Below are 25842 nucleotides of genomic sequence, written 5' to 3' on the forward strand. Positions count from 1 at the left end.
CTCAACCCGGTTATCCTAATGCATCAGTTTTTCTATGTCATTTAAGGACCCGAACAGCACCAGGACTTCGTCTTCATGCATGACAGTAGTGGGTGTGGCAATGCCTGAAGCCCGTTTAAAGATCTTGGCCAGACCGTTTTCAGACTGTTTTGATAAGGTCAGCACGGTGAGTACGATCACATTGTAGCGGTTGGTTAAATCCGCTTCGGCAAGGCTCATGCCTACGTAACGCTGCGGAACCCTGGTTTCAATAATGCTGTATTTTTCAGAAATCTTGAATGAATCAACAATGCCAGAGTTGTCCAGGCGCATGGCCAGCCTTTCGGCAGACTCTTCTTCGGGCAGGATGTATTCTTCGATTTGCATCGCTTCTAAAACTGTTTTCTGCAGATCAGAAACGACCCTTCCAATAATCTTTTTCACGCCCAGTTGTTTAAGCAGCGCCGTTGTCAGCAGGGAAGCACCTTCATCTTCGCCTATGGCAACAATGGCTGAATCCGCGTCTTTAAGCGGCAGTGAGCTTACTGCGTTTTTATCCGTACAGTCCATGCAAACCGTATGTGTAATGCGGTCTTTAAGCTGCTCGACTTTTTGCATGTTGTTGTCTACCCCGATGGTTTCATGCCCCAGCTCTGTCAGGCGGATGGCAAGGGATTTGCCAAAGCTTCCCAATCCGAATATGATATACTTCATTTCCTTTCTGTTTAAAAATTCATTTGCTCTGCCGGAAGCTGATAATTCGTGGGTTTTGCCTTTCTGACTAAGGCTACAAGCAACGTCAGTGAGCCGACCCGGCCGACAAACATAGTCAAAATGATCACCAGTCGTCCTGCATTGCTCAGTTGCGGGGTTACACCCAGGCTAAGACCTGTGGTACTGTAAGCAGAAAATGTTTCAAAGGCAAGCGACAAAAGATTTTGATCCGGATCAGTCACCGATAGCATGAATATGGCTGCACCTAAAAAAATCAGCGACAATGAAATGATGCTGAATGCCCTGGAAACAGAATTATCAGATACTTTTCTTCCAAAAACTTCAATCCGGTCTTTGCCGCGGGTCACTGTAAAGATATTCAGTGTGGCAAGCGCAAATGTCGTCACTTTAATGCCGCCCCCTGTGGAGCCCGGTGCAGCCCCGATCCACATCAGCAAAAATAGCAGCATCACAGTTGGGAAAGCCAGTCCACCCATCATTACCGTATTAAAACCTGCCGAACGGGGACTGGTGCCAATAAACAATGCGGTAACAATTTTGCCGTAAATGCTCTCATGTGCCCGGAGTGTGTGATTATATTCCAGGACAAATACCAGTACAAAGCTGAAAAGCACGAGAAAAAAGCTGGTGTAGGCAATGATTTTAGAGTTGAAAGCGATCACGCGTGCCCGGTAGACAAAATGACGCCGGTACCTGAGCTTATAATATAAATTAAAAGCCCACCGCTTTATAAATTCATACGAGTTGAAAATAATCCCGAAGCCCAGGCCACCCATTACATATAGTCCGATAATGGAAAGATGAAGCCCGTAATTGAACCGGACTGCCGTGTTGTTCAGGCCATCGGGCAGCGTAGAGAAACCGGCATTGCAAAAGGCCGTTATAGCATGAAAAATAGTAAAATAAAGCTGCTCGGCACGACTTTCAAATTGGTTAGGGTCCAGGCTCAGGTATATAAAAAAACCTCCCAGTATTTCAAAGAAGAAGGTAACCAGGATTATTTTGTATAGAGTGGATATTACCGAACTCACCTTATTTTCGCCGATCAGTTCGGTAAACATCAACTGGTTTTTATACGAAAAACCACCGGAGAAAAAATAGCCAAAAAAGCCCGTGAATGTCATAATCCCAAGCCCGCCAATCTGCACAAGCACCAGTATGATGGTCTGCCCGAAACCGGTAAATTCTTTGGCTATATCCACCACCGACAAACCCGTTATACAAACGGCACTTGTAGCCAGAAAAAGCGCATCTACAAAAGTAAGCTGCTGCTGGTAAGTTGTTTTGGGCAGCAGCAAAAGCGCCGTACCAATCAGGATCAGCGCCAGAAAACTAAGTACAAAAAGCAGTGTCGGATTAAAATAAAACTTATCAAAAAACAGGGTTTGCTTTGAAACTTCAATGATCAAAATGGCAAAAATACCCAGGTACATCCACTCCGGTTTGACGAGCTCAGTACCGTCCATGGCTGAAAAATGGTAACTGTCAGCAATGATAACGGCCAGAAAATAAAACAGAAGCAACGCCTCTCCTACTCGGGATATAACCGATGATTTGCTTTTGAATGCCGTAAAGGTCTTGGCTGCCAGGGCCAGTGCGAAAAAAAGAAAGCACCACTCCAGTATCCGGTTGGTAAGCCGCTCAATCTCAGGGTCCGTATTATAACCGAGATGAAAAACAACTACCAATGAACAAACAAAGCTCATTGCGATCAGAAGATGATCAAGCAATTTTCGTAAGTACCTTATTTTTTCATCCATTCCATCTTAGTTCCATTCTTCTGCATTTTCAATTCCCATACGGGATGCCCTGTATACGGGATCTATTCCTTGTTTTTTCTGCCGCTGGTAATCTTTCAAAGCATCAAGGGCTGGCTTTCTTAGCAATAGAATAGCTATAATGTTAAGCCAGGCCATCAGACCCACACCAATGTCCCCGATTGTCCAGGCCAGTTCAGCCGTTTTGATGGACCCGTAAAAAGTAGCGCCCATTATCAATGCGCGTAAAGCCCAGAGCAGGGTTTTACTATCTTCTTTTTTGACAAGGTAACTCAAATTAGTCTCGGCAATGTAGTAATAAGCCATAATGGTCGTAAATGCAAAGAAGAGCAGTGCGATCGAGACAAACCCACTCCCCAGCGCCGGAAAATGCGCGCTTATGGCCTGTTGGGTAAATTCAGACCCGATTGCCATCCCTTGCACATGCTCTACAAGGAACCCGCCGCCTGGATTGACTACATTGTATTTTCCTGTAAACAAAATCATCAAAGCGGTAGCTGTACATACAAACAAAGTATCCACATATACCGAAAATGCCTGCACCAGCCCTTGTTTAACCGGATGGGTCGCTTCTGCGGCGGCCGCTGCATGCGGAGCTGTACCCTGACCGGCCTCGTTGGAGTAAATTCCCCGCTTGACACCCCAGGAAACGGCCATACCAAAAATGCCCGCAAATGCTGGCTCCATATCGAAGGCCGAACGGATGATCAGACTGAATACGGCGGGCACCTGTGTGATATTGATGGCAATGATAACAAGCGCCATCAGGATGTATGCACCTGCCATGAAGGGCACCACCAGTTCAGCGACTTTGCCAATCCGCTTTACACCTCCAAAAATGATCAGCCCAAGAAGGATCGTGATAACAGCCCCGGTAAGCTCAACCGGAATGTCAAATGCACTTTTGGCACTGATGGCAATGCTGTTGCTTTGAACACCGGGCAAAAACAATGCGGTGCTGGCAATGGTAGCTGCGGCAAACAAGACCGCATACCACTTCATGCCCAAACCTTTTTCGATATAAAATGCTGGCCCGCCCCGGTATTGCCCATCCTTTACCTGCTTGTAAATCTGTCCGAGTGTGGCTTCTACATACGCGGACGATGCGCCCAGAAATGCAATGGCCCACATCCAGAAAACAGCGCCAGGTCCTCCCATGGCAATTGCGGTAGCCACGCCGGCAATGTTACCAGTGCCTACCCTTCCGGAAATGGCAATGGCAAACGCCTGAAAAGAAGAAACTCCCTTCTCAGAGCCCTTGTTTCCAAAAAGAAGGCCGACCATATCTTTCAAAAACCTGACCTGTAAAAAGCGTGTGACAACAGAAAAGTAGATACCGGTACCCAAACAAAGCGCAATGAGCGCATTGCTCCATATGATACCGTTTATTTCATTAATAATTTGCTCCATAAAACGGGTTTAGCGAAAGAAAACTATAAAAACCTTGCTGTTTAATTTCTAAATAAAATCAAAATTTGCCAACCTATAAGCACTTCCTGAAAATTTGAATGCTAGATCCGGCCATTCCCAAGCCAATATTTTGAGTAGATTAAATCCTTTTGTGGTGTAATTGCAAGCCTTAGTAGTTAGTTTTACCGCTATGGTAAACTAATCAACCTTCATTCATTCTAAGATTTTTTTCAGTCCACCTCAACCGACGGTATTATCATGATTATCTGCGTGATTGTTTTCATGATCATTGCAAACTCGGGTGCAGGACCTGGCTTTGAAGCACTTCTTGCCCGTCAGCTTGGTGGGGACGTTTCGGGGATTCATCTCCGCTACCCTGTTTTATTATGGATTAATGACGGTCTGATGGCGATCTTTTTCCTTTTGGTAGGCTTTGAGATCAAACGGGAAATGAAAGAAGGTGAACTCTCCTCCATTAAAAAAGCATCACTGCCTATTCTGGCTGCTGTGGGAGGCGTTATGGCGCCCGCCTTGATTTACTGTCATACTCCCTAATATTAAGGCCACGGCTAAGTTTATCAACTTGATTTGAACTTCTTTAAATCCGACAGATAAAGGTTTAAAAATCTGCCGAGTTCTTGCTACAATAATTGTATCAAACATTTGAGATAAAGACTTTTTAAATCCATACTGGTGGGCTAAAAAGTACGGAGTATTTCAATCAAAATATTTTTCATCCATAAACCCCCATTCGGCAAGGCCGCAGTTTCTGCAATATTTTCACTTTGAATAATGTTAAGTATGGGCGCCGCACAATCAAACCCGTAACGCCTGATTACTTCCCGCTCTAAAATACTATGCAGCGCTTCAATATGCCTAGGCGGCCCCGTCCGTTCTCTTCTGGTGTTGCTACATGGGTGAACTCTTGCACAAAATCATTTTCCTTCAGGTATTCTCTCACCAGGGGTGCTATAAACCGCGGCAGCCGCTGACAGCCATTGTCATTTCTAAGCCTGATTCCCTTTATCTGATATGCCTGTAATACACCGTCCGGATGTACAACTACATCTTCACCAGCGGTCCGAATCTTTTACTCCAAGGTAAATTGTCTTCGTGTGCCCGTCTGAAATCCAATTTAACTCTACTAAATCTTTTTAAAATTTACTCCGGTTAATCTGGGGGCTAAAATAATTTGTCACCATTCGGTTAAAATCTTTTCGACGCAACATCGTATACGTTTAATCAAAAACTTGCGGGGCCAACTAGAACGCTAAGTTTTGGACTATGTTTTTTATGCATACATTACATTTTGGTTTTCCACTTTTTGGCTTGTTTATTGATAATACCACTATGACAGACATTGATCCTGGAAATAATCTTTGGGAGCGTTTTGTTTCGGGAAGTCCTTCGGCATTCAGCGAACTATATGATGCTTATTCAGAGATTCTTTACAAGTTTGGGATGCGATATACTTCGGATAAGGAGCTTGTTAAGGATTGTATTCATGACCTTTTCATAGACTTGCATGCCTACCGGGGCAAGCTTGCGAAAGAGGTTAATGTCAAATTTTATCTACTTAAATCTTTTAGAAGAAAACTCCATGCTGCCCATCGTAAATCCAGCCTGCTCGATTTTAATCACTGGAATTCGGATGACTCTTTTGGTGTCAATGCATTTTCATTCAGTATAGAGCAGGAAATGATTATGGATGAAAAGCAGCGCGAAATGCTGGATCATCTGGCTAGTGAAATCAACCAGCTTCCCGAGCGGCAGCGGGAGATTCTTTATCTACGATTTAATCAGAACCTTGACTACGAGGAGATTGCGTCCATGATGCAGATTTCTGTCCCTACCTGCCGGACTTTCATTTACCGTGCGCTCAAACAGCTTCGCGGCAAGCTTGAATTCGGTTCCGTTGCCCTTATTTTCTTCTGGGCGTAAAATATTTTTATTTTTTTCAAAAATAATCCTTTTATCTCGTCTATATCCTGACGGATTACTTCTCTTGTAAGTCAAACAAGTTCTTACATGAAGAAAAGATTACGTAAATCTCCGGCTTCCCTCCCGTCGGCCGGGCTTTCAGAGGAAGATGAGAAAGTTGCAGCCCGGACCAGGACACTGATGCAGTGGTTGCGGGAAGAATCTTTGCCCGGCCCGGAAAAAGAAGCATTGCGGCTGCGCATTGAGGATACTATAAGTCAGAAAACAGAGCGTTCTTTCAGCAGCAGTTGGATCGCTATGGCTGCTTCCATTGCATTGTTGCTGATGGCGGGTGCCGGCTACCTCCTACTCCGTCAGAATACCGGTTCAGCCATGCAGGAAGTTGCTTCAAAATTGGCCTCTGATGCGGTAGAAACGCGTTTGCAGCTCGCCGACAAGCGGATCATTCGTCTTTCTGAACAAAATGCCAGTTTGGTCTATGAAAAAAATGGCGCACGGATCCAGATTGATTCGGCTTCAGTGATAGAGCAGCAAATCGCCGGTAGAGATCAGCAATTCAACACATTGACCGTGCCCTACGGCAAGCGCTCGACCATCACGCTGATCGACGGCACCAAAATCTGGCTTAATTCGGGCTCAAAGCTGGTTTATCCGGCACAATTTGATGATGACACCAGAGAAGTTTATCTCGAAGGCCAGGCTTATTTCTCTGTGGCGCATTCGGACGAAGCACCTTTTTATGTGCACTCCAAACATATGAAGATCCGGGTGCTCGGGACGGAATTCGATATCAGTGCTTACGACGACGATGTGCAAACCTCAGCAGTGCTTGTGAAAGGAAGTATAGAACTCACCGCTAACCCTAATGCACTGTTCGGCGCGAAAAACCAGAAAATCAGTCCCGGAACCATGGCTGTGTTCACCCCGGAGACACGCGAACTCGCAACTTCACAGGTAAATGTCGAGCCCTACATTTCGTGGAAGGAAGGTTACCTCATTTTCAAAAAAGCACCGTTGCCGGACATTTTCAAAAAGCTTTCACGCTATTACAGCGCGGATATCCAGCTGGGAAGCACCACTGCCCGGGACGTTACATTCTCCGGAACCCTGGATTTAGGCGAAGACATCACGCTTGTACTCGAATCAATCGCTATTACCACATCTCTCAAATATCAGCAAACGGAAAGGAGGTTCATTTTTAGATAAAACACTACCACAACAAAAAACGGAAGACGCGGCAACGTCTTCCGATAAGCACACTTGCCGGCAAGCAAGTGATTTTTAAACCATTGTATCAACAAAAGTCAATTCAAATTTATGAGAAAATTTGACCAATCAGGGTATGTCCCGCTGGAAGAATTCAACCCAAAAAAATTCCTTAGAATTATGAAGCTGGTGGTATTGCTGATGTGTATCGGACTCATGGGCGTTCATGCAACAGGCTACTCACAAAAGAGCCGGATGGACGTTACGATCCGGAATGGAAACCTGGGGGAGTTGTTTAAACAAATCCAGGAAAAAACCGATTACAAGATTTTTTACAGAGATGGTCTTTTCCCGGAAACAGAAAAAGGAAATCTCAACCTGAACCTAAAAAACGAAACCGTACCGGCGATTATGACGCGGGCATTGAAAGGCTCTGAGTTGTCTTTTAAAATTATCGGGAAACAAATTGCTGTTTTCAAAAAAAATGAAGTATCACAGTCTACTGCCATTAAATCATTGCCTGCACCTGCGGAACCTGCGCAAGAAGTAGTCAGGGAAATTACCGGTACGATCCAGGATATGAAAGGCCAGCCGCTTCCCGGCGCCACAGTGATTGTCAAAGGAACGGACAAGGGAACCTCATCGGACGTTACGGGCAAGTTTACCATTGAAGCGGAGCAGGGCGACGTGCTCGTGATCTCGTTCATCGGGTATTTGGGAAAAGAGCAGCTGATCGGTACGCAAACCTCGGTTAACATTCAGCTGGAAGAGGATTTGGGAGGTTTGGAAGAAGTGGTCATCGTTGGTTTTGGTTCGCAGCGCAAAGCCACCATTACCGGCGCGATTGCAACTATTACAACCGAAGATTTGAAACAAAGTCCGACAGCCAGCATTACCAATGCACTGGCCGGGCGGCTTCCGGGCCTTTTTGCGAACCAGTTCAGCGGCGGCGAGCCGGGCGTGGACCGCAGCGATATTTTCATCCGCGGGACGGCGACTTACGGAAATCAATCGCCGATCGTGATCATCGACGGACTGGAAAGAAGCATGGATTACCTGGCTCCGTCGGAGATTGAAACATTTACCATTTTAAAAGACGCTTCTGCAACAGCGCCTTACGGGGTGCGTGGTGCCAATGGTGTTATTTTGATTACGACTAAAAGAGGAAAAGTGCAGGACAAGGCGACGGTCAACTTCAAGGCGTCAGTAGGCGTAAACCAGCCGGTAAAATTTCCAACTTATCTGGGTTCAGCGGATTATGCCATGTTGTACAACGAAGCCCGCCGGAATGACAGCCCCGATGCGGACCCATCTACACTGAACTTGTTTTCGGAAACGGCAATTGCCAATTTCCGGAAGGCAAAAGGCGATAACTCGGACGGTTTGGGCTACAACTGGAATTACTTTGATTACGCCTTCAAGCCCGGCGTGCAGCATGATTATAGTTTGTCTATTAGCGGTGGATCAGTAAGGGCCAGATATTTCGTGCTGGCCAATTACTTTCAACAAGACGGAAATTACAGGCATACCGATCTTAGTGCCAACAACACGCAGGCTGTTTTCAAGCGCTACAACTTCCGTTCGAACATTGATATTGACATTACGGACAACTTTTTTGCCAGACTGGACATTGGTGCCAGAATTACAGACCGCAATGCGCCGGGAACCACTGCGGCCCGGATTGTGGAAATGGCCAATACGCAGCCCTCTTACCTGCCGATCACGCTGGAACCCAACGGAAATCCTGCGAACCGCGTCTACGAAGCCAATAATCCGCTCGGAATGCTTTACGGCGACCAGATTTATCGCTTCAACATTCTCGGAGAACTCAGCCGTACAGGATTTTTGAATGATAAAAACACGTACCTGAACGGATCTTTTTCACTTGGCCACAAGCTGGATTTTATTACCAAAGGACTTTCGGTTGACGGCATATTCTCCTATGATGCAAACGACGGCGGCTGGATCAGACGGGATGTGACGAGTTACTCGGAAGGGTACCGCGAATACCCGGGGTATGCGACATTCGTCCCGGAAGCGGGAAGTGATATTTACAGGGAGCCGGGCATATATACAGGTGCGTATAAATCAGGCAACAAATATGACATTGACCAGACCATCCGCAACCAGTTTGACAAAAAAGACAGCGAAAGCCGCTCCTATGTGCAAGCCAAGCTGGATTACCTGCGCAACTTCGGTTTGCACGATGTAACCGGGATGGTGCTCGTTAACCGGTCCAAAAGAATCATTAATAACCAGGTTCCATTCAGTTACCAGGGCTTCACGGCCAGGGCGACTTATGGTTATGATGACCGCTATCTTTTTGAATTCAATGCTGCGTATAATGGCTCCGAGAACTTTGCAAAGGGCAAGCGTTATGGATTTTTCCCATCTGTTTCTGCAGGTTGGGTTCTTTCCAAAGAGCGGTTTATGAGCAATACCAAAAACTGGCTCAATGCATTCAAAATCAGAGGTTCGTATGGGCTGGTAGGAAGCGACCGCGTGCCGAATGACAGGCGGTTTATTTACCTGCAGTATCTCGGCGGACGGGATGGAGACTACAATTTCGGTACCGACAATTTTGGCTCCGGCGCCGGCGGCTTTCTGTCGGAAGGCGACCTGGCAAATCCCGACCTGACCTGGGAAAAAGCAAGAAAAGCCAACATTGGCATTGATGCAACATTTCTCAAACATTTAACCGTAACCGTAGACCTCTTCCACGAGCATCGCTACGACATCATTACCGACATGAGCGGCGGTGACAAACTGGGTTATCCGGATATTGTAGGCAAAGATGCCCCTTACATTAACTCCGGCATTGTCAATAACCGCGGTTTTGATTTAGAGGTGGGCTGGTCAGGGAACATTGGGAAAAATGCTACTTATTTTATTCGTCCCAATCTTTCATTTGCCCGCAACAACATTGTGTTCATGAATGAGATCCCTTACGCTATGCCCGGCCGTGCGAACACCGGCAAACGGATCGGAGAACATTTCAACTACGCTTTTGACCATTTTGTAAAAAACCAGGAAGAAGCTAACCAGCTGAATGCCATGAACTCCGGCAGCGGCTACCAGTCCTGGGGAACATTGCGGCCCGGTGATGTGGTGTACAAGGATTTAAACGGCGATGGAAAAGTGGACGATCTGGGCGACCGCACCGCCATGGGCAATCCGCGTAATCCGGAACTGATGTTTGGTTTGCCTGTGGGTGCAAGATACAGAGACTTCGATTTCAGTATGTTATTTCAGGGAGCTGCCCGGGCTTCGGTGCAGTTATCCGGCGCGGCGGTTTATGATTTCCCATTATTTAACCAAGATAAATATGGAAAAGTGAAACCGATGCATTTGGACCGCTGGACGCCGGAAACCGCAGAAACGGCGACTTATCCCGCATTGCATTTTGGTGATCATAGCAACAACAAGAATGGAAACAGCAGTCTGTTTTTATATAATTCAAAATACATCAGGCTTAAAACCATAGAATTAGGGTATAATTTACCAAAAGCTGCGATCAAAAAAATCGGCCTTGCCCAGGTCCGGTTCTATGCGCAGGGGCTTAACCTGCTCACCTGGGATGGGCTCAAAAAGGTAGATATGGACCCTGAAACGCGTGAAGGAACAGGCGACTGGTACCCGATCCAGAAGGTGCTGAATTTTGGCGTTGATTTAACATTCTGATATAAAATCCTGGCATTTATGAATACGAAAAAAATATATACAATCGTCATTTTCTTCTCTTGTGCATTGCTTTCAGCTTGCAAGGAAGACTTTTTAGATAGAAAACCCGATGACCAGGTGGATGCCGAGCAGGTTTTTACTCGGTACAACAAAACAAACCAGCTTATCACAGACCTGTACGACAATGCAAAAGGCTCGAACAGCCCGCTCGTTTTCTTTTCCCACTTTTCAACTGCACCCGTAACGGATGAAGCCGAAGGTTCGACTGCCGAAGGAAGTCTTACCAACAAATTCAACAACGGCGACTGGAACGCGAACGTAATGCCTGCGGGAAGCAGCAGAGGGCAATATTGGTGGGATTTGTACGGGAGAATACGCAAAGCCAATGTGATCCTGGAAGGTGTCCGGAAGTACAACACGCCTGACAACCCTTTGCAAGCAGGTGATTTGAACAAAAGACTGGGCGAGACCTATTTTCTGCGTGCTTATTTTCACTATCTGGCAGCCAGAATGTATGGCGAAGTGGTGTATGTAACCCGCACCATCAGTCCGAGTGATCCCATGGATTTCAAACAGGAATCATTTCATTCCATAGCCAGCAAGATTTATCAGGATTGCGATTCAGCAATGGCGCTGGTGCCTGCAAGCTGGGGCGGAGCCGATTTTGGCAGGGTTGACAAAGGCGCGGTTCTTGGTTTGAAAGCCATTGTGGCTTGGATGGCCGCCACGCCGATGTGGAATGGCGGCACTTTCCCGAATGACACACGCACCTTTGCTGCGGAATATGCGTACAATGCGGAACGCTGGAATACGGCGAAATCGGCTGCAAAGGCTGTCATCGATTTCAAAGTGGAAGGCCGCCAGCGTTATTCTTTATACCAGGGGCACGATGCTGCTGACTTCCGGGATGATGCGGGTGTTGATAACAACAATTCAAAAGTGCCGGCCCGGCTTTGGGATATGTATCACAGTATGGAAGCATTTCAGAATGAAGCTGTTTTCTTCGTAACACGGGATAAGGATAACAACTGGCAGGGCGATATTTACCCGCCAAGCTGGGGCGGAAGCTCGCGCCAAATGCCCGTTCAGGAGCAGGTGGATGAATATGAATATATAGCGCCTGACGGCTTTGGTTACCCGGTTTATGCAGCCAGGGCAAAAAAGGACGGTTATGACGATGCGAATCCCTACGAAAGCGTAAAGCGCGACCCCCGTTTTCACCGTGACGTTATCTATCATGGTTCCACATTCAAAGGCAAAGTGATCAACACAGCTTCCGGACCGGATAAAGTCGGAGCAACCAATTCCACCACGACAGGTTATTTCCTGCGGAAAATATTGCGTGAGTCCTGGAACAGGGATAAAAGCTTTGCCATCAGCGGCCCGCCGGTATGGCGGCTGCCCGAATTTATTTACATTTATTGCGAAGCTGTAAACGAAACAGCGGGCCCAAATGCCGAGATCTACGACCTGCTGAACACAGTACGAAAAAGATCGTTTATGGCACCGATACCTGTTGAAGCAAAGGCCAGCAAAGCATTGATGGACGAATATATCAAGCGGGAACGCAGAGTGGAGCTATTTTACGAAAACAACAGAATCTGGTCGTCGCGTCTCTATCTGGAACCCAGCTCAGCAAAGGAAATCGCCAAGGAACAGGCGTGGCAAAGTGCAGGAAGTACAAATGACCAGCGTTCACAAAATGCCTGGCCGTATCCGAAAGCGCAACGTATGATTAACGGGATGAAACCGGTTGAAGATCCGGCAGGCAAGATTATTGTCGACGGAAAAAAATATAAGATGCAACGTTTTTTCATTGAAAACCGTGTTTTCGTTGCTCCAAGGCACTATTTGTTTCCAATTATGCAGGATGAATTGCAGAAAACGCCCACTTTGAAGCAAAATCCTGGTTGGTAGGAAAAATAGATTCACTGATATGACTTGCTAAGTCTTAAAGATTTAGCAAGTCAGCAGTTTAAAACCGTTCATGTACTTACATTTTTTCGCCTCCTGTAAAACTTGACCTCTCCACGCAAAACCGGGCGATTTTGGTAACCTAACCAACTACCATTCCAAATAGCACAGTTTAACATAGTAGTTTGCAATACACCGTAAATAGTTTTGGTGTACCATAAACCTCTGATTTCAAAGTACCGAGAATGCCTGTTTTCAGAACTAAACGGGAAGAAAAAATGCATGCAGCTGAGCGTACAGTTCAACCACCGAATATTCTGACCATCAAACTTTATAGATTTTGTTTATAGCCACAGCTTTGTTAACAGGTTCAGAATTAAAATCCTGCTAAATGCAAGTCTCATGCTGAATTTCGGTTATGGCTCCCCGGCATTTCAAAAAAGTTGTATCTGTATCTCACAACTATTCCCTGTATTTGAAATTCAACGTGTAGTATTTTCTCCGCTAAGTAAATTCCTGAATCATAACCGGCTTAAATGTTATATATTACAGGTTACAAACAGGTAATTCCTTTTTATTCAACTTTGTAATTCAACGAGCCTCATGTATTCATTTTTACCAATTTACTTTTGTTCATGGGCAAACTTTGTCCGTGCGCCATTTTCATGGTTCCAATCCGGTCATGAACATGGAATTACGGTCCGGTTGCAAGCGGCTGTGTCCGTGCCATTAACCCTCCTTGTCTTCTTTTTTCTTTCAGCGCAAAGCCTTTCCGCCCAATCCGACATCCAATGGGACCGAACCATTGGCGGCCGGGGCGGCGATGGCCTGTATCTTGCCCAGCCGACGAAGGACGGCGGCTACATTCTGGGCGGTATGTCAGGTCTTGGGATCAATGGCGATCAGACTCCGCCGGGAAAAGGCAAGGGGGATTACTGGGTGGTCAAAGTTTCAGCTACGGGTGCGGTTGAATGGGATAAGGTTTTCGGCGGCAGTGAGTACGACGAACTTAATGCCGTACAACAGACTCCGGATGGCGGCTACATTCTGGGTGGCAATGCTGTCTCTGATAAAAGCGGCGATAAAAGTGAAGACAATCTCAGTGAACCCTATCAGGATGGGGGAACGCCTTATGACTACTGGATTGTCAAGATTTCAGCAAATGGGACCAAAGAGTGGGACAAAACTTACGGTGGTATTAAAGAAGATTTTTTCGTCACCATGAAAGTTGCGCAGGATGGCGGCTACATCATCGGGGGTGGCGTGAGTGGTGCATTAAATGTGCTTAAACTTGCAGCAGACGGCTCCAAAATTTGGGAAAGAAATCACAGGTCTGGCAGCTTTACGAGTATGTCTGACCTGCTCTTGACACCGGACGGAGGCTATCTGATCGGAGGATCTACGCCTTCTGGTATTGGCGGTGAAAAAAGTGAACCTTCCAGAGGTGGCAATTCAGACTACTGGATCCTGAAAATAGATGCAAACGGTGTTAAACAATGGGATAAAACGTTTGGCAGCAATGGTACTGACACATTCCGTTTTATGAGTGCGACCTCCGATAAAGGCTATCTTTTATTAGGTCATACAAGCTATTCGGAAGTGAGCGGAGACATGTCCGAGCCATTAATCGGGGGTACGGATACATGGGTCATAAAAATCAAAGCCGATGGCACCAAACAATGGGACAAAACCATAGGTGCCAGTAAGTACGTGAATGAAAACAACTATTATTCCTCTTATACCATGTTAACCTTCATGCGCGAAAATGCAGACGGAAGCTTTTTGCTAGGTGGCAATGCGAACGGCTATGCAAGTAAGTACAAGACGGGAAATGTGCTGGGCGCCTGGACGATAAAGCTGGCAGCAAACGGTTCCAAGATTTCGGATAAATCATTGGGGGTTCCTATCTCTGAATTCTTTTCTACACCGGATGGTGGCTTTATGGTACTTGGTGCAAGCAGTGACAATGCAGGCCCGGTTAAAACAGAGAATTCCAGAGGCTCATCAGATGGCTGGGTAATCAAATATGCGCCGTCGGTGCCGGCCAGCAAACTGACTTTATCCAATACAAACCTGTCATTTACTTACAAGCCGGGCAGTGTGACTGCTCCGCAAACGGTTACTTTGACCGCCAGTGCGGGTACGCCGGATCTGACCATCATCAAATCGGATAATGCGCCATGGCTGAAAATCCCGCAGGCAGCTACCGGACCTTTGACTTTCAGTATCGATGGAGCCGGCCTTGCTGCCGGAACTTACACAGCCGCAGTAACCTTGTTTGCTCCGGATTATAGCAGAGCCGTTGTGCAGGTGAAGCTGCTGGTGATCAGCGAAGAGGCCAACAATACCATTGTGCGTATCAATGCAGGCGGTCCTGACTTTACAACCGCTACCAAAAAGCGGTTCGTTGCCGATCAGTATTATGCCGGGATTGACCGCACCAGCTCCATTGCAAGCGGCGACATCCTGAATACAAGCAATGACATACTCTATCAGTCAGCACGCTGCTCGCCTTCGTTCAGTTACAACATTCCGGTTGCCAATGGCACCTTTGATGTATACCTCCACTTCGCGGAAACTTATTTCGGGGCTCCGGGCAAAAAAGGGGGAAAAGGCAGCAGACAGTTTCATGTCAACATGGAAGGCAACCGCAAATTGACTAATTATGACATTTTTGCCAAAGCCGGCGGAGCCATGCGGGCTACTGCTGAAACCTTCACCGTCGATGTTACAGACGGCATGCTCAACATCGATTTTCTGACCGGCGCAGCGGATCTGCCAAGAATATCAGCCATTGAAGTACTTACCAAAAATGTCATGCTGAAACCTTTGGCTGATTCTTACATTTATGAGTATGGCGTAAATTATGGTTCAGCACCCACTCTGGAAGTAAAGACTATTTCGGAAAATGGTTATAAGCTACGTTACTCTTACCTCAAATTCCCGATCGGTACGGTTTCCAAAGTGGGTTCAGCCAAACTGCGCTTATACGGTCATAACCATGAAAATAACAAGGATATCTATCTGCATGCTTACGGTGTAGACGATGATAGCTGGGTAGAAAATGAAATGGGTGGCAGAACAGGCATCACAAATACACCGCCGGCTTCAACGCCATCACTGGGTTCCGTTGCTGTGAACAATGCCTATAAATATTATGAAATTGATGTCACCAGCTACGTAAAAGCCCAGCAACAGGCAGGCGATCCATTGGTCAGCTTTATGCTGAGAGATCCTAATAAACGCAATACCAGATTAACATTCAACAGCAAGGAGAACGGCTCCAACCCACCGCAACTTATGATCATTCCTGCACCGGAGACCAATGCTGCCACAAGAATCGGACAGGAAGAAATTAGTGTTGCTTCAGAAGCAGAACCTGAGCCGTCATCGGTTTACCCCAATCCGGTAAAAAAGCAATTTACTGTTCAAATATCCGGCAAGCACAGCGAGGCTATTTCGCTTGATCTGTTGAACAATGCTGGTAAAAGCTATCCAATTGCAACAGCAGAAAAGGTAATTGCAGGCCAGAAAGCAGAGGTGGATATTTCAGGATTTTCGTTGGGTTCAGGAATTTACATGCTGAGAATCAAGTCAGAAACTGCAACGGAGGTGATCAAAGTTCTGGTGACTGAATAGTCCTGAAAAGCAGTTTTTAATGACTGTACAAACAAATAAGTATACCCTGACTTGATGGCCACAGAATAGCTTCAGTGCAAGCCATGTTTGCAGTGGAGCTATTCTGCTTTACCGTTAAATAAGTTATTCAGCCCATCAGCATGATTATTGCACTGAATTATATTTTGTAACCATGAATTTACCTTCTTAAATACTCGATGAAAAAAACTTTATTTAATCAATATTTTCTCAGATCATTGCTTGTCCTGATGGTCTTCGCACAGGCAGGTGTTTTAGCGCAGCCTGCTATTCAGTAGGACAAAACTTACGGAAGCCTACAGTCTGACAATCTCACATCCATCCGACAAACCCCCGATGGCGGCTATATCGCTGCTGGAGATTCCCAATCGGATAAAAGCGGGGACAAAAGCCAGGCCGGGTATGGCGGTACAGACATTTGGATTGTAAAAATGGCTGCTGATGGAACCAAACAATGGGATTTAACCCTGGGCGGAGATCAGGGTGATTATGGTAGTATGATAGAACTGACACCGGACGGCGGGTATATTGTCGGTGCAACATCGCTTTCCGGCGCTGGTCCGATCAAAAGCCAGCCTGCATACGGTACTGATCCTGAGGAAATGTACGATTACTGGATCATCAAACTGAGTGCCGGCGGCAAGGTGGAATGGGACAAGACCATCGGAGGCCCCGGGCGGGATCTTCTTAAATCTTTGAAGCCAACAAAAGACGGCGGCTATATACTGGGAGGAATGTCCAGGTCCGAAATTGGCAATGACAAAACCAAAGCCCCTTTTGTTCAATACAGTTTCCAGCCGGGCTTATACGACCATTGGATTGTAAAGCTGTCTTCATCAGGGGCAGTGCAATGGGATACCGTACTCAGGAAATATCAGGAGAATGACTACCTGGATAATTTTAATACAAGGATTGAGCTTACAGCGGATGGCGGATATATTGTGGGCGGCTCTCAGGGAGCTGAGCAAGAACCTGCGGGAGACTACTACCTTGCAAAGCTGAACCAGAATGGCGCTGTGCTGTGGGAAAAAGCGTACGGAGGCCCCGACTTTGATCAACTGACGTCAATCCTGCAGACCAATGATGGCGGCTATCTTCTGGGCGGCTGGTCTGTTTCCGAAATCGGACAGGATAAAAGTGAAACCAGTTACAGGGGAAGGGAAGATTACTGGGTAATCAAAGTGGATGCCAATGGCAGTAAAGTATGGGAGAATACCTATGGCTCACAAGAAAACAGTTCTGCATTCAATTCCGCTGTAAAGACCAGTGATGGCGGATTTTTACTGGCAGGAACTGCCGGGGGAGCAGGACGGGATAAATCAGAACCTTCAAAAGGATATAGTGATTTCTGGCTTATCAGGATAGATGCCAACGGCACAAAGCTTTGGGACAAAACAATTGGCGGAACAAGTTATGATAACCTTAGCTCGGCAGCACTGAGTGCTGATGGCGGTTTTATACTGGGCGGGGTTTCCAGTGGGCCAAAAGGCTATGACAAATCGGAAGATGGCCGCGGAGACAATGATTTCTGGATTGTTAAACTGGCTCCGGAAAGCCCTCTTCCGGCGTCTGCAATCCGGATTAACGCAGGCGGGCCAGCTTTTACGACAGCAACTAAAAAGCTTTTCATAGCAGATCAGTACTATTCCGGCATAGACCGCACCAGCTCCATAGCAAGCGGAGATTTTCTTAATACAACCAATGACGTACTGTACCGTTCAGCACGCTGTTCGCCATCGTTCAGTTACAACATTCCGGTTGCCAACGGCACCGTAGATGTATACCTGCATTTTGCCGAAACTTACTTTGGAGCTCCGGGCAAGCAGGGCGGTGCCGGCAGCAGACAGTTTCACGTCAATATGGAAGGGGTCCGCAAGCTGACCAATTATGATATCTTTGTTAAAGCCGGCGGAGCCATGCGCGCAACCGCAGAAACCTTTACCGTTAACGTAACAGACGGCGTGCTCAACATTGATTTTCTGACCGGTGCGGCTGATCTGCCTAGGATTTCAGCCATTGAAGTGATTAAAACAAGTCCGACCTGTAATGTAAGCAGCCTTCAGACTCAGCAGGAGGTTGACAATTTCCGTACTACATATCCAGGCTGCAAGGTTGTTAACGGGGATTTAAGTATCAATTCCACAAACATTATTAACCTGGACGGCCTGACCGATATTACAACAGTTAACGGTTCTGTTTTGATCAGCCATAATCCTGCCCTTACCAGCATTGCCGGCTTATCCGGATTGCAGCAAGTAAATGGCGAAATAAACATTGAAGACAATTACAAACTTACTACCCTGCATGGCCTTGAGAATTTAACCAGCTCCAAGGGAAATGTGCGCATTGTTAACAACAAAGCGCTCAACAGTATTTCAGCATTAAGCCGTCTGGAAACGATATCCGGCTTTCTGTTGGTGGAAGCCAATCCGTCTCTGAGTACCTTGAAAGGACTTGAAAATCTGACAACGGTGAAGGGAGATTTCCGCATGCAAAACCTTGACCTGCTGACGGGCCTGGAACCTTTAAGCAAGCTCACAAGCGTTGAAGGCTTTTTCATTATTTCCTCAAACCATTCTTTGAAAAACCTCAGCGGACTTCAAAATCTGGAATCTGTTGGCTTAGGAATTTATATATCCGGCAACAATGCGCTGACCAGCCTTTCGGGATTAAGCCATTTCATAGCGGTGCAATGGATTAATATCTACAATAATCCGGTGCTTTCCACTTGTGCAGTACAGGCTATTTGTAGTAATACAGGCTGGGGTTCCCTTAATATCTATTCAAACGGACCTTCATGCAATACTGTTCAAGAAGTAGCTGATCAATGCGCTTCTCGGGCAACTACAATAAGAATCAATGCAGGTGGATCAGAATTCACTACTGCTACCAAAAAACAGTTCAGCGCCGATCAGTACTATGCAGGTATTGACCGCACCAGCTCCATGGCAAGCGGAGATATTCTCAACACAACCAATGACGTGCTTTACCGTTCTGCCCGTTGCTCCCCTTCTTTCAGCTACAACGTTCCGGTTCCCAATGGTCAAGTAAATGTATACCTGCACTTCGCTGAAACGTACTTTGGGGCTCCGGGCAAAAAAGGCGGGGCAGGCAGCAGACAGTTTCATGTCAATATAGAAGGTGTCCGTATGCTGACCAACTATGACATCTTTGCCAAAGCCGGCGGTGCGATGCGCGCTACTGCAGAAACTTTTACCGTCAATGTAAGTGACGGCATACTCAGCATTGACTTTCTGACCGGAGCAGCAGACCTTCCCAGGGTTTCGGCCATTGAAGTAATTGCCACAACTCCTACCTTAAACCCTGTTGCGGATGCCTACGTCCGGGACGGAAGCTACAATGCCACCAACTTTGGCAATGCCGTTAACCTGGACATAAAAGGCAATGCAAGCAATGTTTCACAAAGACGAAAGTCCTTTCTCAGGTTCCAACTGCCGGCAATTGCAACTGTTACTTCTGCCAGACTGCGCATTTACGGGCATAATCATGAAAACAGCAATAGCATTTCGGTGCATGCGTATGGCGTCAATAATGACGATTGGATTGAAAACATGATTGTCAAAAACAACGCTCCAGTTGCATCAACGCCCTCCCTGGGCTATGCGGCTGTCAATGATCTATACCAGTATTACGAAATAGATGTAACCAGTTATGTAAAAGCACAGCAGCAATCCGGTGAAAACCTAGTGAGTTTAATGCTAGCTGATCCAAATAACAGAAACACCAGACTGGTATTTAGCAGCAGAGAAGAAGGCGTATATCCTCCTCAGCTCGTCATTCAGACAATGCCGGTTGTAAACAGCAATACAAGGCTGAATCAGGAAGAAGTTAGCTTTAAATCAGAAGCAGAACCGGAGCAATCTTCCATTTACCCCAATCCGGTCAGAAAGCAGTTTACAGTTGCAATATCCAGCAAGCACAGCGATGACATTTCACTTGATCTGTTAAACAATGCAGGCCTGAGCTATCCAGTAACGACAACGCAAAAAGCAGTAGCCGGCCAGAAAGTGGAAGTGGATATTTCAGGCCTAGCGCTAAGCTCGGGAATTTACCTTTTGAAAATCAAGTCAGAAGCTGCAACTGAGGTGATCAAAGTTCTGGTGACAGATTAACTCCGTTTACAATGATGAGAAGCTATTAGAAAATATAAGGAAGCCGTTCATATTGAATCATGGACGGCTTTCTTATTGTAAAATGAACAAATTCAAAAAATTGAAATGACACTAGTGTGTAATTACATTATAACCCATCAACCCATTAAGTTAAATGAACCAAAAACATCATTTAATGACTACTAAGCAGTATTTTATAGCTATCCAGTAATGACGTTTTGTGCTTTGCTTAAACCACCGAATTTTTTGATAACCAATTCTTATAGATTTTGTTTAAAATTAAATCTTTTAACCTGTTTTATAGTTACAAAAACTCGAACAATTCATAAATAGATTTAATCGTCCTTGTTGGTAAAACCTCAATTTATTATAAAATCTTTTACTTTAATTTTTGCTACCTACTCCTAAATCTTGGTAGGCATCCAAGAAGTTGTAAGCAGCTTTTCCAACTATTCTGATGCTTCCAAAAAACTTTGTAGTAATTGCAAGTTCCGGCATGCTTTTAAATGTAACTTAAAGTAAATAACTGTAACTTACTAGCTTATATCAAGCCATCTTTTAAGATGGCTTGATATAAAAACCCAAGCAAGCAGCCAGTAGAATTTTAAACCAGTCAAAACCTTTATTTTACATGAAACCTAAACCTTTAGCTCACCTTTTAATCAAATCAATCAAAAAACAATGAAAAAAATTGTACTGTATTTAGCCTTATTTATGATGAGTATGCAGCCCCTGGTAGCACAGCAAGGCTCACTGCTGAAAGATATCAACGTAACAAGCACCAATTCCGGATCGGCTCCATCGGGCTTTACCCAGATTAACGGTGTTTCTTACTTTGCTGCGGACGATGGTGTCCATGGCCGCGAGCTCTGGAAAACCGATGGCAGTACGGCTGGGACCGTATTGGTCAGTGATGTAGTAGCCGGTGCAAACAGCTCCAACCCTGAGCAATTTACCAATGTAAACGGTACCATCTTTTTTGTTACAAGCAGCAGTGATCGGGTGCATAGTTTATGGAAAACCAACGGCACCGCAGCTACGACGACCAAGATTCGCGATTTTACCCAATCGTATAATATTCAGCGGTTGATCGGTATGAACGGCACGTTGTATTTTGGTGTGTACAAACGCGATGGAAGCATGCAGCTATGGAGGTGCAATGGAAGTTCTGCCGGAACACAGTTGCTCAAAACTTTCGCTCAAACTGATTCTTTCTCACCTGTTCCCGTGAATGGTCAGCTGTATTTTTCCGCATTTGACGGCATCAGCAGCAACGCGGTCTGGAAAAGTAATGGTACGCCGGAAGGGACAGTTCTGGTTATTGATCCGGCTATTGACAAGGGTTTTAAATTTCGCGCATCAATATCCTCAATTGGAAACTTCATCTATTACCGGGCGATAGATAATATCAGCAGGAAAGAGCTTCTGGTCAGAAGTGACGGAACCAGTCAGGGTACAACGGTTATCAAAGAACTCGGCTTTGTCTTTAGTCCCACGAATTTTACCCGGGTGAATGATGTGTTGTATTTTCTTATCCTTGTCCCTGCTGAGGTCGAGGAGGTTTTCGTTCAGCAATTATGGCGGAGCGACGGAACAACTGAGGGTACTTATGCTGTGAAAACGCTGCAGAGGTACACCGAGACAGAAATTTATTTTCACGATCTCATCGCTGCTAATGGCTCTTTCTACTTTATACCTTCCGAGTTTGCAGAAATATGGAAGAGCGATGGTACCGCCGCGGGCACCCAGCCAATTACAAACTTCAACCCAAGGGCTACTCAAACGCTTATAGAAAATCTGATTCCCGTCGGAAACAATTTATACTTTACTGCATCTGACGGACAGAGCGGCCGGGAAGTCTGGAAGATGGATCTTACAACCCAAGCAACGAACCTGGCCTACGACATAACCCCCAATGGCTCTACGTCATTCATATTCTACGGAATAAGAGCCTTGAACAACCAGCTTCTGATTCCAGCCGACAATGGTATGTACGGGATGGAGCTCTTCACTTACCAGGAAGCAACGCCTGCCCAAACCACCATCCGCATTAACGCCGGCGGACCGGATTTTACCACCGCCACTAAAAAGCTGTTTATTGCAGACAAGTACTATGCAGGCATTGACCGCACCAGCTCGATTTTAAGTGGTGATATTCTTAACACGACCAATGATGTACTCTACCGTTCGGGACGCTGTTCGCCTTCGTTCAGCTACAACATTCCGGTTGCCAATGGCACCTTTGATGTATACCTGCACTTTGCTGAAACCTACTTTGGCGCTCCGGGCAAAAAAGGCGGGGCTGGCAGCCGGCAGTTTCACGTCAACATGGAAGGCAGCCGCAAACTGACCAACTATGACATCTTTGTCAAAGCCGGCGGAGCCATGCGCGCTGCGGCAGAGACCTTTACCGTCAATGTCACAGACGGCATGCTGAACATCGACTTTCTGACCGGCGCAGCGGATCTGCCCCGGGTTTCGGCCATTGAAGTGATTCCTGTTTCCAGTGTAACGCTAAAACCCCTTGCAGATGCCTATGTACGCGATGGCAGCTACAAGGCCACCAACTTTGGCACTGCTGTTAACCTGGATGTAAAAAACAATGCAAGCGATCCTTCGGCCAGCCGCTCCGCTTACCTGAGGTTTCCGTTATCATCAGCATCGGCTGTTACCTCTGCCAGGCTTCGTATATACGGCCATAACCATGAAAACAGCAAGAGTGTTTCTGTACATGCATATGGCGTTAACAATGACATTTGGACTGAAAACGGCATTGTCAAAAACAATGCTCCGGCTGCATCAACACCATCCCTGGGCTACGCAGCAGTCAACAATACTTACAAGTACTATGAAATTGATGTGACCAGTTATGTGAAAGCCCAGCAGCAATCCGGTGAAACCCTGGTAAGTCTGATGCTGTCAGATCCGAATAACCGAAATATCAGACTGGTCTTCAACAGCAAGGAAGAAGGCTCCTACCCTCCTGAGCTGATCGTTCAAACGTCATCTGTTGTGAATAGCAACACAAGACTCAGCAATGAAGAAATTAGCTCAAACCTGGAAGCAGAGCCTGAGTCCTCATCAGTTTACCCCAACCCAATTGGAAAGCAGTTTACTGTGCAGCTATCCACCAAGCATAGTGAAGAAATCTCTTTTGATCTGTTGAACAATGCAGGACAGAGCTATCCAATAGCAACAGCCCAAAAAGCAAGAGCCGGTCAGAAAGCAGCAGTGGATATTTCAGGTCTCTCGTTGAGCTCAGGAATTTACATGCTAAAAATCAAGTCAGAAGCTGCAACAGAAGTCATCAAATTGCTGGTGACGGAATAATCGGATTGCGATGATTTTGTAGTATTAAAAATGGTAAAAGGCCGTTCATATTGAATTATGGACGGTTTTCTTTTTATAAGCTGAGCAAATTAAAACTCTCAAAATTTCACTGTATCAAACTACATTATAATCCTTTAATCAGCTAAATCAAAAGAGCTAAAAACGCCTTTATATAACTGCCAGGCAGCATTTCAAAGTCTGTAAATAATCAAATTCAAGCATTGCTTAAACCATCGATTTTACAGTCTGTCAAATAGTATAGATAAAATCAACAGACACTTCTTTTAACCGGCACTATGCCGTAAGTTCTAAAATGCTCATGCATGGATCCTACCTTTAGACACCCGTAGAGAAGCTGGTATCATACCCAAATACTACCCTTGAGATAGATTGCCGTTGTATGATAAAGGAAGTTATCATATATCGTAAATCAAAATTAAAAGTCCGCTTTTCAAAAAATTCCTTGAATTAATTGAAGGGGTATGACATACTGCTGTCACTTCACCCAGCGAGCTTTGTGGAAACAAAAACAAACCATGTTATCACAAGCAAAAATGGAAAAGAACACAATCGATCCCTGGGAATGGGGCAAGTACAGCAATTCGGTACAAGCAGTCGAAATCAAGCAACCGGCCGGAACACTTTATTGTTCCGGGCAAGTTGCCATAGATGCCAATGGCCAACCTGTTGCCGCTGATATGCTTACGCAGTTTGAGCTGACGATCCGGAACTTGGAGCAACTTATAACCGAAGCCGGATATGAGCCTGGCGGCATTGTAAGATTAAATGTCTACACAACTTCTGTACAAACGTTTTTCACAAGCTGCGTGCAGACTTATCAAAGCTGGATTGCAAAGCATGGCATCAAGCAAGCTACTACCTTGCTTGAAGTGAAGGGTTTGTTTGGCGGGCTTACAATCGAACTGGAAGCAACGGTGGTAAAGTAGCTTATTGGTCTGAAAAGGATTGCAAAAGAGCCCGGTCTTTGGCTCTTTTGCATCGTTGTTTAATCAAAACTCTAATCCAGGATGGATTCAGAAGCGACCAGGCTGTCCCGACTTGTGGGCCTGCTTACACTTTTACAAACAAAACGGAACGTAACCGCCACGGAGCTGGCAGTACGTTTTTCAGTGAGCACCCGGACCATTTACAGGGACATCAGGACCCTTGAAAGTGCAGGGATCCCGATTGTAACACAGGAAGGAAAAGGGTATGCTATGCTGGAAGGATACCGTCTGCCGCCTGTCATGTTCACACGTGAGGAAGCCATCGCATTGCTGACCGCTGAAAAGCTAGCTTCAAGGCTCACCGATACAGCTACGGGCAAGCTGAGCGGCGCAGCCATGGACAAGGTTCGGGCAGCACTCAGGTATTCAGACCGCGACCATCTGGAAACCGTAGAACCTTATATCCATGTAATGGAGCCGCCGAGTGCATCCGGGCGGCCAGATACCTATCAGCAACTCATTTCCGCTGTTACATCTCAGCGTGTCGTACACATTCGTTATCAGGCCGCAGAATCTGGAGAAGCCACCATGCGCGACATTGAGCCGATCGGCCTTTATTTAAGTGAGCATTGGCATGTAGTGGCATTTTGCCGCCTGCGGCAGGCATTCCGGAACTTTCGACTCGACCGTATCAGCTACTTGTCCTTATCCGGGGAATCATTCCCTCCACGTCCGGAAACATTACAACAATACTGGGCTGACGAAGCCAAAAGGAGAGACCAGGAAAAAGTGGTGATCCATTTCAATCCTTCGAAGGTATCACCTGCCCAGGTCCAGCATCTTCATGATACCAAGCACAAATATGGATGGACGCATGAACAAACGCTGACAGACGGAAGCCTGGAAATCTTGTTTTTAGTTGGCTCACTTGCTTATCTGTCCACCTGGTTGTTACCTTTTGCAGGCGCTGTCAAGATTATTGAGCCTGCTTCGCTGCTTGGACATCTATCCAGCCTCGCAAAGCAGGCACATGATTCATTTTATACCGGATAAATTGCAAGGCTCAGGATCCATATTATTCAACCAAGATCAGGCTGATCATCCTAACATTTCCGAATCCATCCCGGCAGA

General features: G+C 46.0%; 12 protein-coding genes and 1 pseudogene. 10 read left to right on the forward strand and 3 right to left on the reverse strand.

The genetic code is table 11. The annotated features are described in order from the left end of the window. Positions 1 to 15: 15 nt before the first annotated feature. Genes FEM33_RS13565 through FEM33_RS13575 form a run of 3 tightly spaced genes read right to left on the reverse strand, consistent with a single transcriptional unit; the run spans position 16 to position 3902 of the window. The gene (locus FEM33_RS13565; RefSeq protein WP_139012543.1) at positions 16 to 693 is read right to left on the reverse strand and encodes a potassium channel family protein; all 678 of its coding nucleotides are present in this window, start codon (positions 691 to 693) and stop codon (positions 16 to 18) included. An 11-nt stretch (positions 694 to 704) separates the two neighbouring features. Further along, on the reverse strand, positions 705 to 2474 hold the full coding sequence (locus tag FEM33_RS13570) for a TrkH family potassium uptake protein (protein ID WP_139012544.1): 1770 nt from the start codon (positions 2472 to 2474) through the stop codon (positions 705 to 707). Between the two features lie 6 nt (positions 2475 to 2480). Beyond that, positions 2481 to 3902, reverse strand: coding sequence for an alanine/glycine:cation symporter family protein (locus FEM33_RS13575; protein WP_139012545.1), 1422 nt, complete (start codon positions 3900 to 3902; stop codon positions 2481 to 2483). 237 nt (positions 3903 to 4139) lie between these two features. On the opposite strand from FEM33_RS13575, the pseudogene FEM33_RS13580 reads away from it, so the two are divergent. The 10 genes and pseudogenes from FEM33_RS13580 to FEM33_RS13625 form a co-directional block, all read left to right on the forward strand. Continuing rightward, positions 4140 to 4457, forward strand: a pseudogene (locus FEM33_RS13580) (Na+/H+ antiporter NhaA); the annotation flags it as partial. A gap of 795 nt (positions 4458 to 5252) precedes the next feature. Continuing rightward, positions 5253 to 5843, forward strand: a complete 591-nt coding sequence (locus tag FEM33_RS13585) for an RNA polymerase sigma factor (RefSeq protein WP_161597118.1) — start codon at positions 5253 to 5255, stop codon at positions 5841 to 5843. A gap of 87 nt (positions 5844 to 5930) precedes the next feature. Next, positions 5931 to 7049 carry a FecR family protein gene (locus FEM33_RS13590; RefSeq protein ID WP_139012548.1) on the forward strand — a complete coding sequence of 373 codons (1119 nt, stop codon included), beginning with the start codon at positions 5931 to 5933 and terminating at the stop codon, positions 7047 to 7049. Between the two features lie 111 nt (positions 7050 to 7160). Further along, positions 7161 to 10730, forward strand: a complete 3570-nt coding sequence (locus FEM33_RS13595) for a TonB-dependent receptor (RefSeq protein WP_201747747.1) — start codon at positions 7161 to 7163, stop codon at positions 10728 to 10730. Between the two features lie 18 nt (positions 10731 to 10748). Next, positions 10749 to 12647 carry a RagB/SusD family nutrient uptake outer membrane protein gene (locus tag FEM33_RS13600; RefSeq protein WP_139012549.1) on the forward strand — a complete coding sequence of 633 codons (1899 nt, stop codon included), beginning with the start codon at positions 10749 to 10751 and terminating at the stop codon, positions 12645 to 12647. A 720-nt stretch (positions 12648 to 13367) separates the two neighbouring features. Next, positions 13368 to 16283 carry a CBM96 family carbohydrate-binding protein gene (locus tag FEM33_RS13605; protein WP_161597119.1) on the forward strand — a complete coding sequence of 972 codons (2916 nt, stop codon included), beginning with the start codon at positions 13368 to 13370 and terminating at the stop codon, positions 16281 to 16283. 449 nt (positions 16284 to 16732) lie between these two features. Further along, entirely contained in the window at positions 16733 to 20434 is a 3702-nt protein-coding gene (locus tag FEM33_RS13610) for a malectin domain-containing carbohydrate-binding protein (protein ID WP_139012551.1), read from the forward strand. 681 nt (positions 20435 to 21115) lie between these two features. Continuing rightward, positions 21116 to 23764, forward strand: a complete 2649-nt coding sequence (locus FEM33_RS13615) for an ELWxxDGT repeat protein (RefSeq protein WP_139012552.1) — start codon at positions 21116 to 21118, stop codon at positions 23762 to 23764. Between the two features lie 554 nt (positions 23765 to 24318). Continuing rightward, entirely contained in the window at positions 24319 to 24711 is a 393-nt protein-coding gene (locus FEM33_RS13620) for a RidA family protein (RefSeq protein WP_139012553.1), read from the forward strand. Positions 24712 to 24792: 81 nt separating this feature from the next. Beyond that, positions 24793 to 25764, forward strand: a complete 972-nt coding sequence (locus FEM33_RS13625; protein WP_139012554.1) for a helix-turn-helix transcriptional regulator — start codon at positions 24793 to 24795, stop codon at positions 25762 to 25764. Positions 25765 to 25842: the final 78 nt, after the last annotated feature.

The organism is Dyadobacter flavalbus (genome assembly GCF_006149045.1).
Lineage (GTDB): Bacteria > Bacteroidota > Bacteroidia > Cytophagales > Spirosomataceae > Dyadobacter > Dyadobacter flavalbus.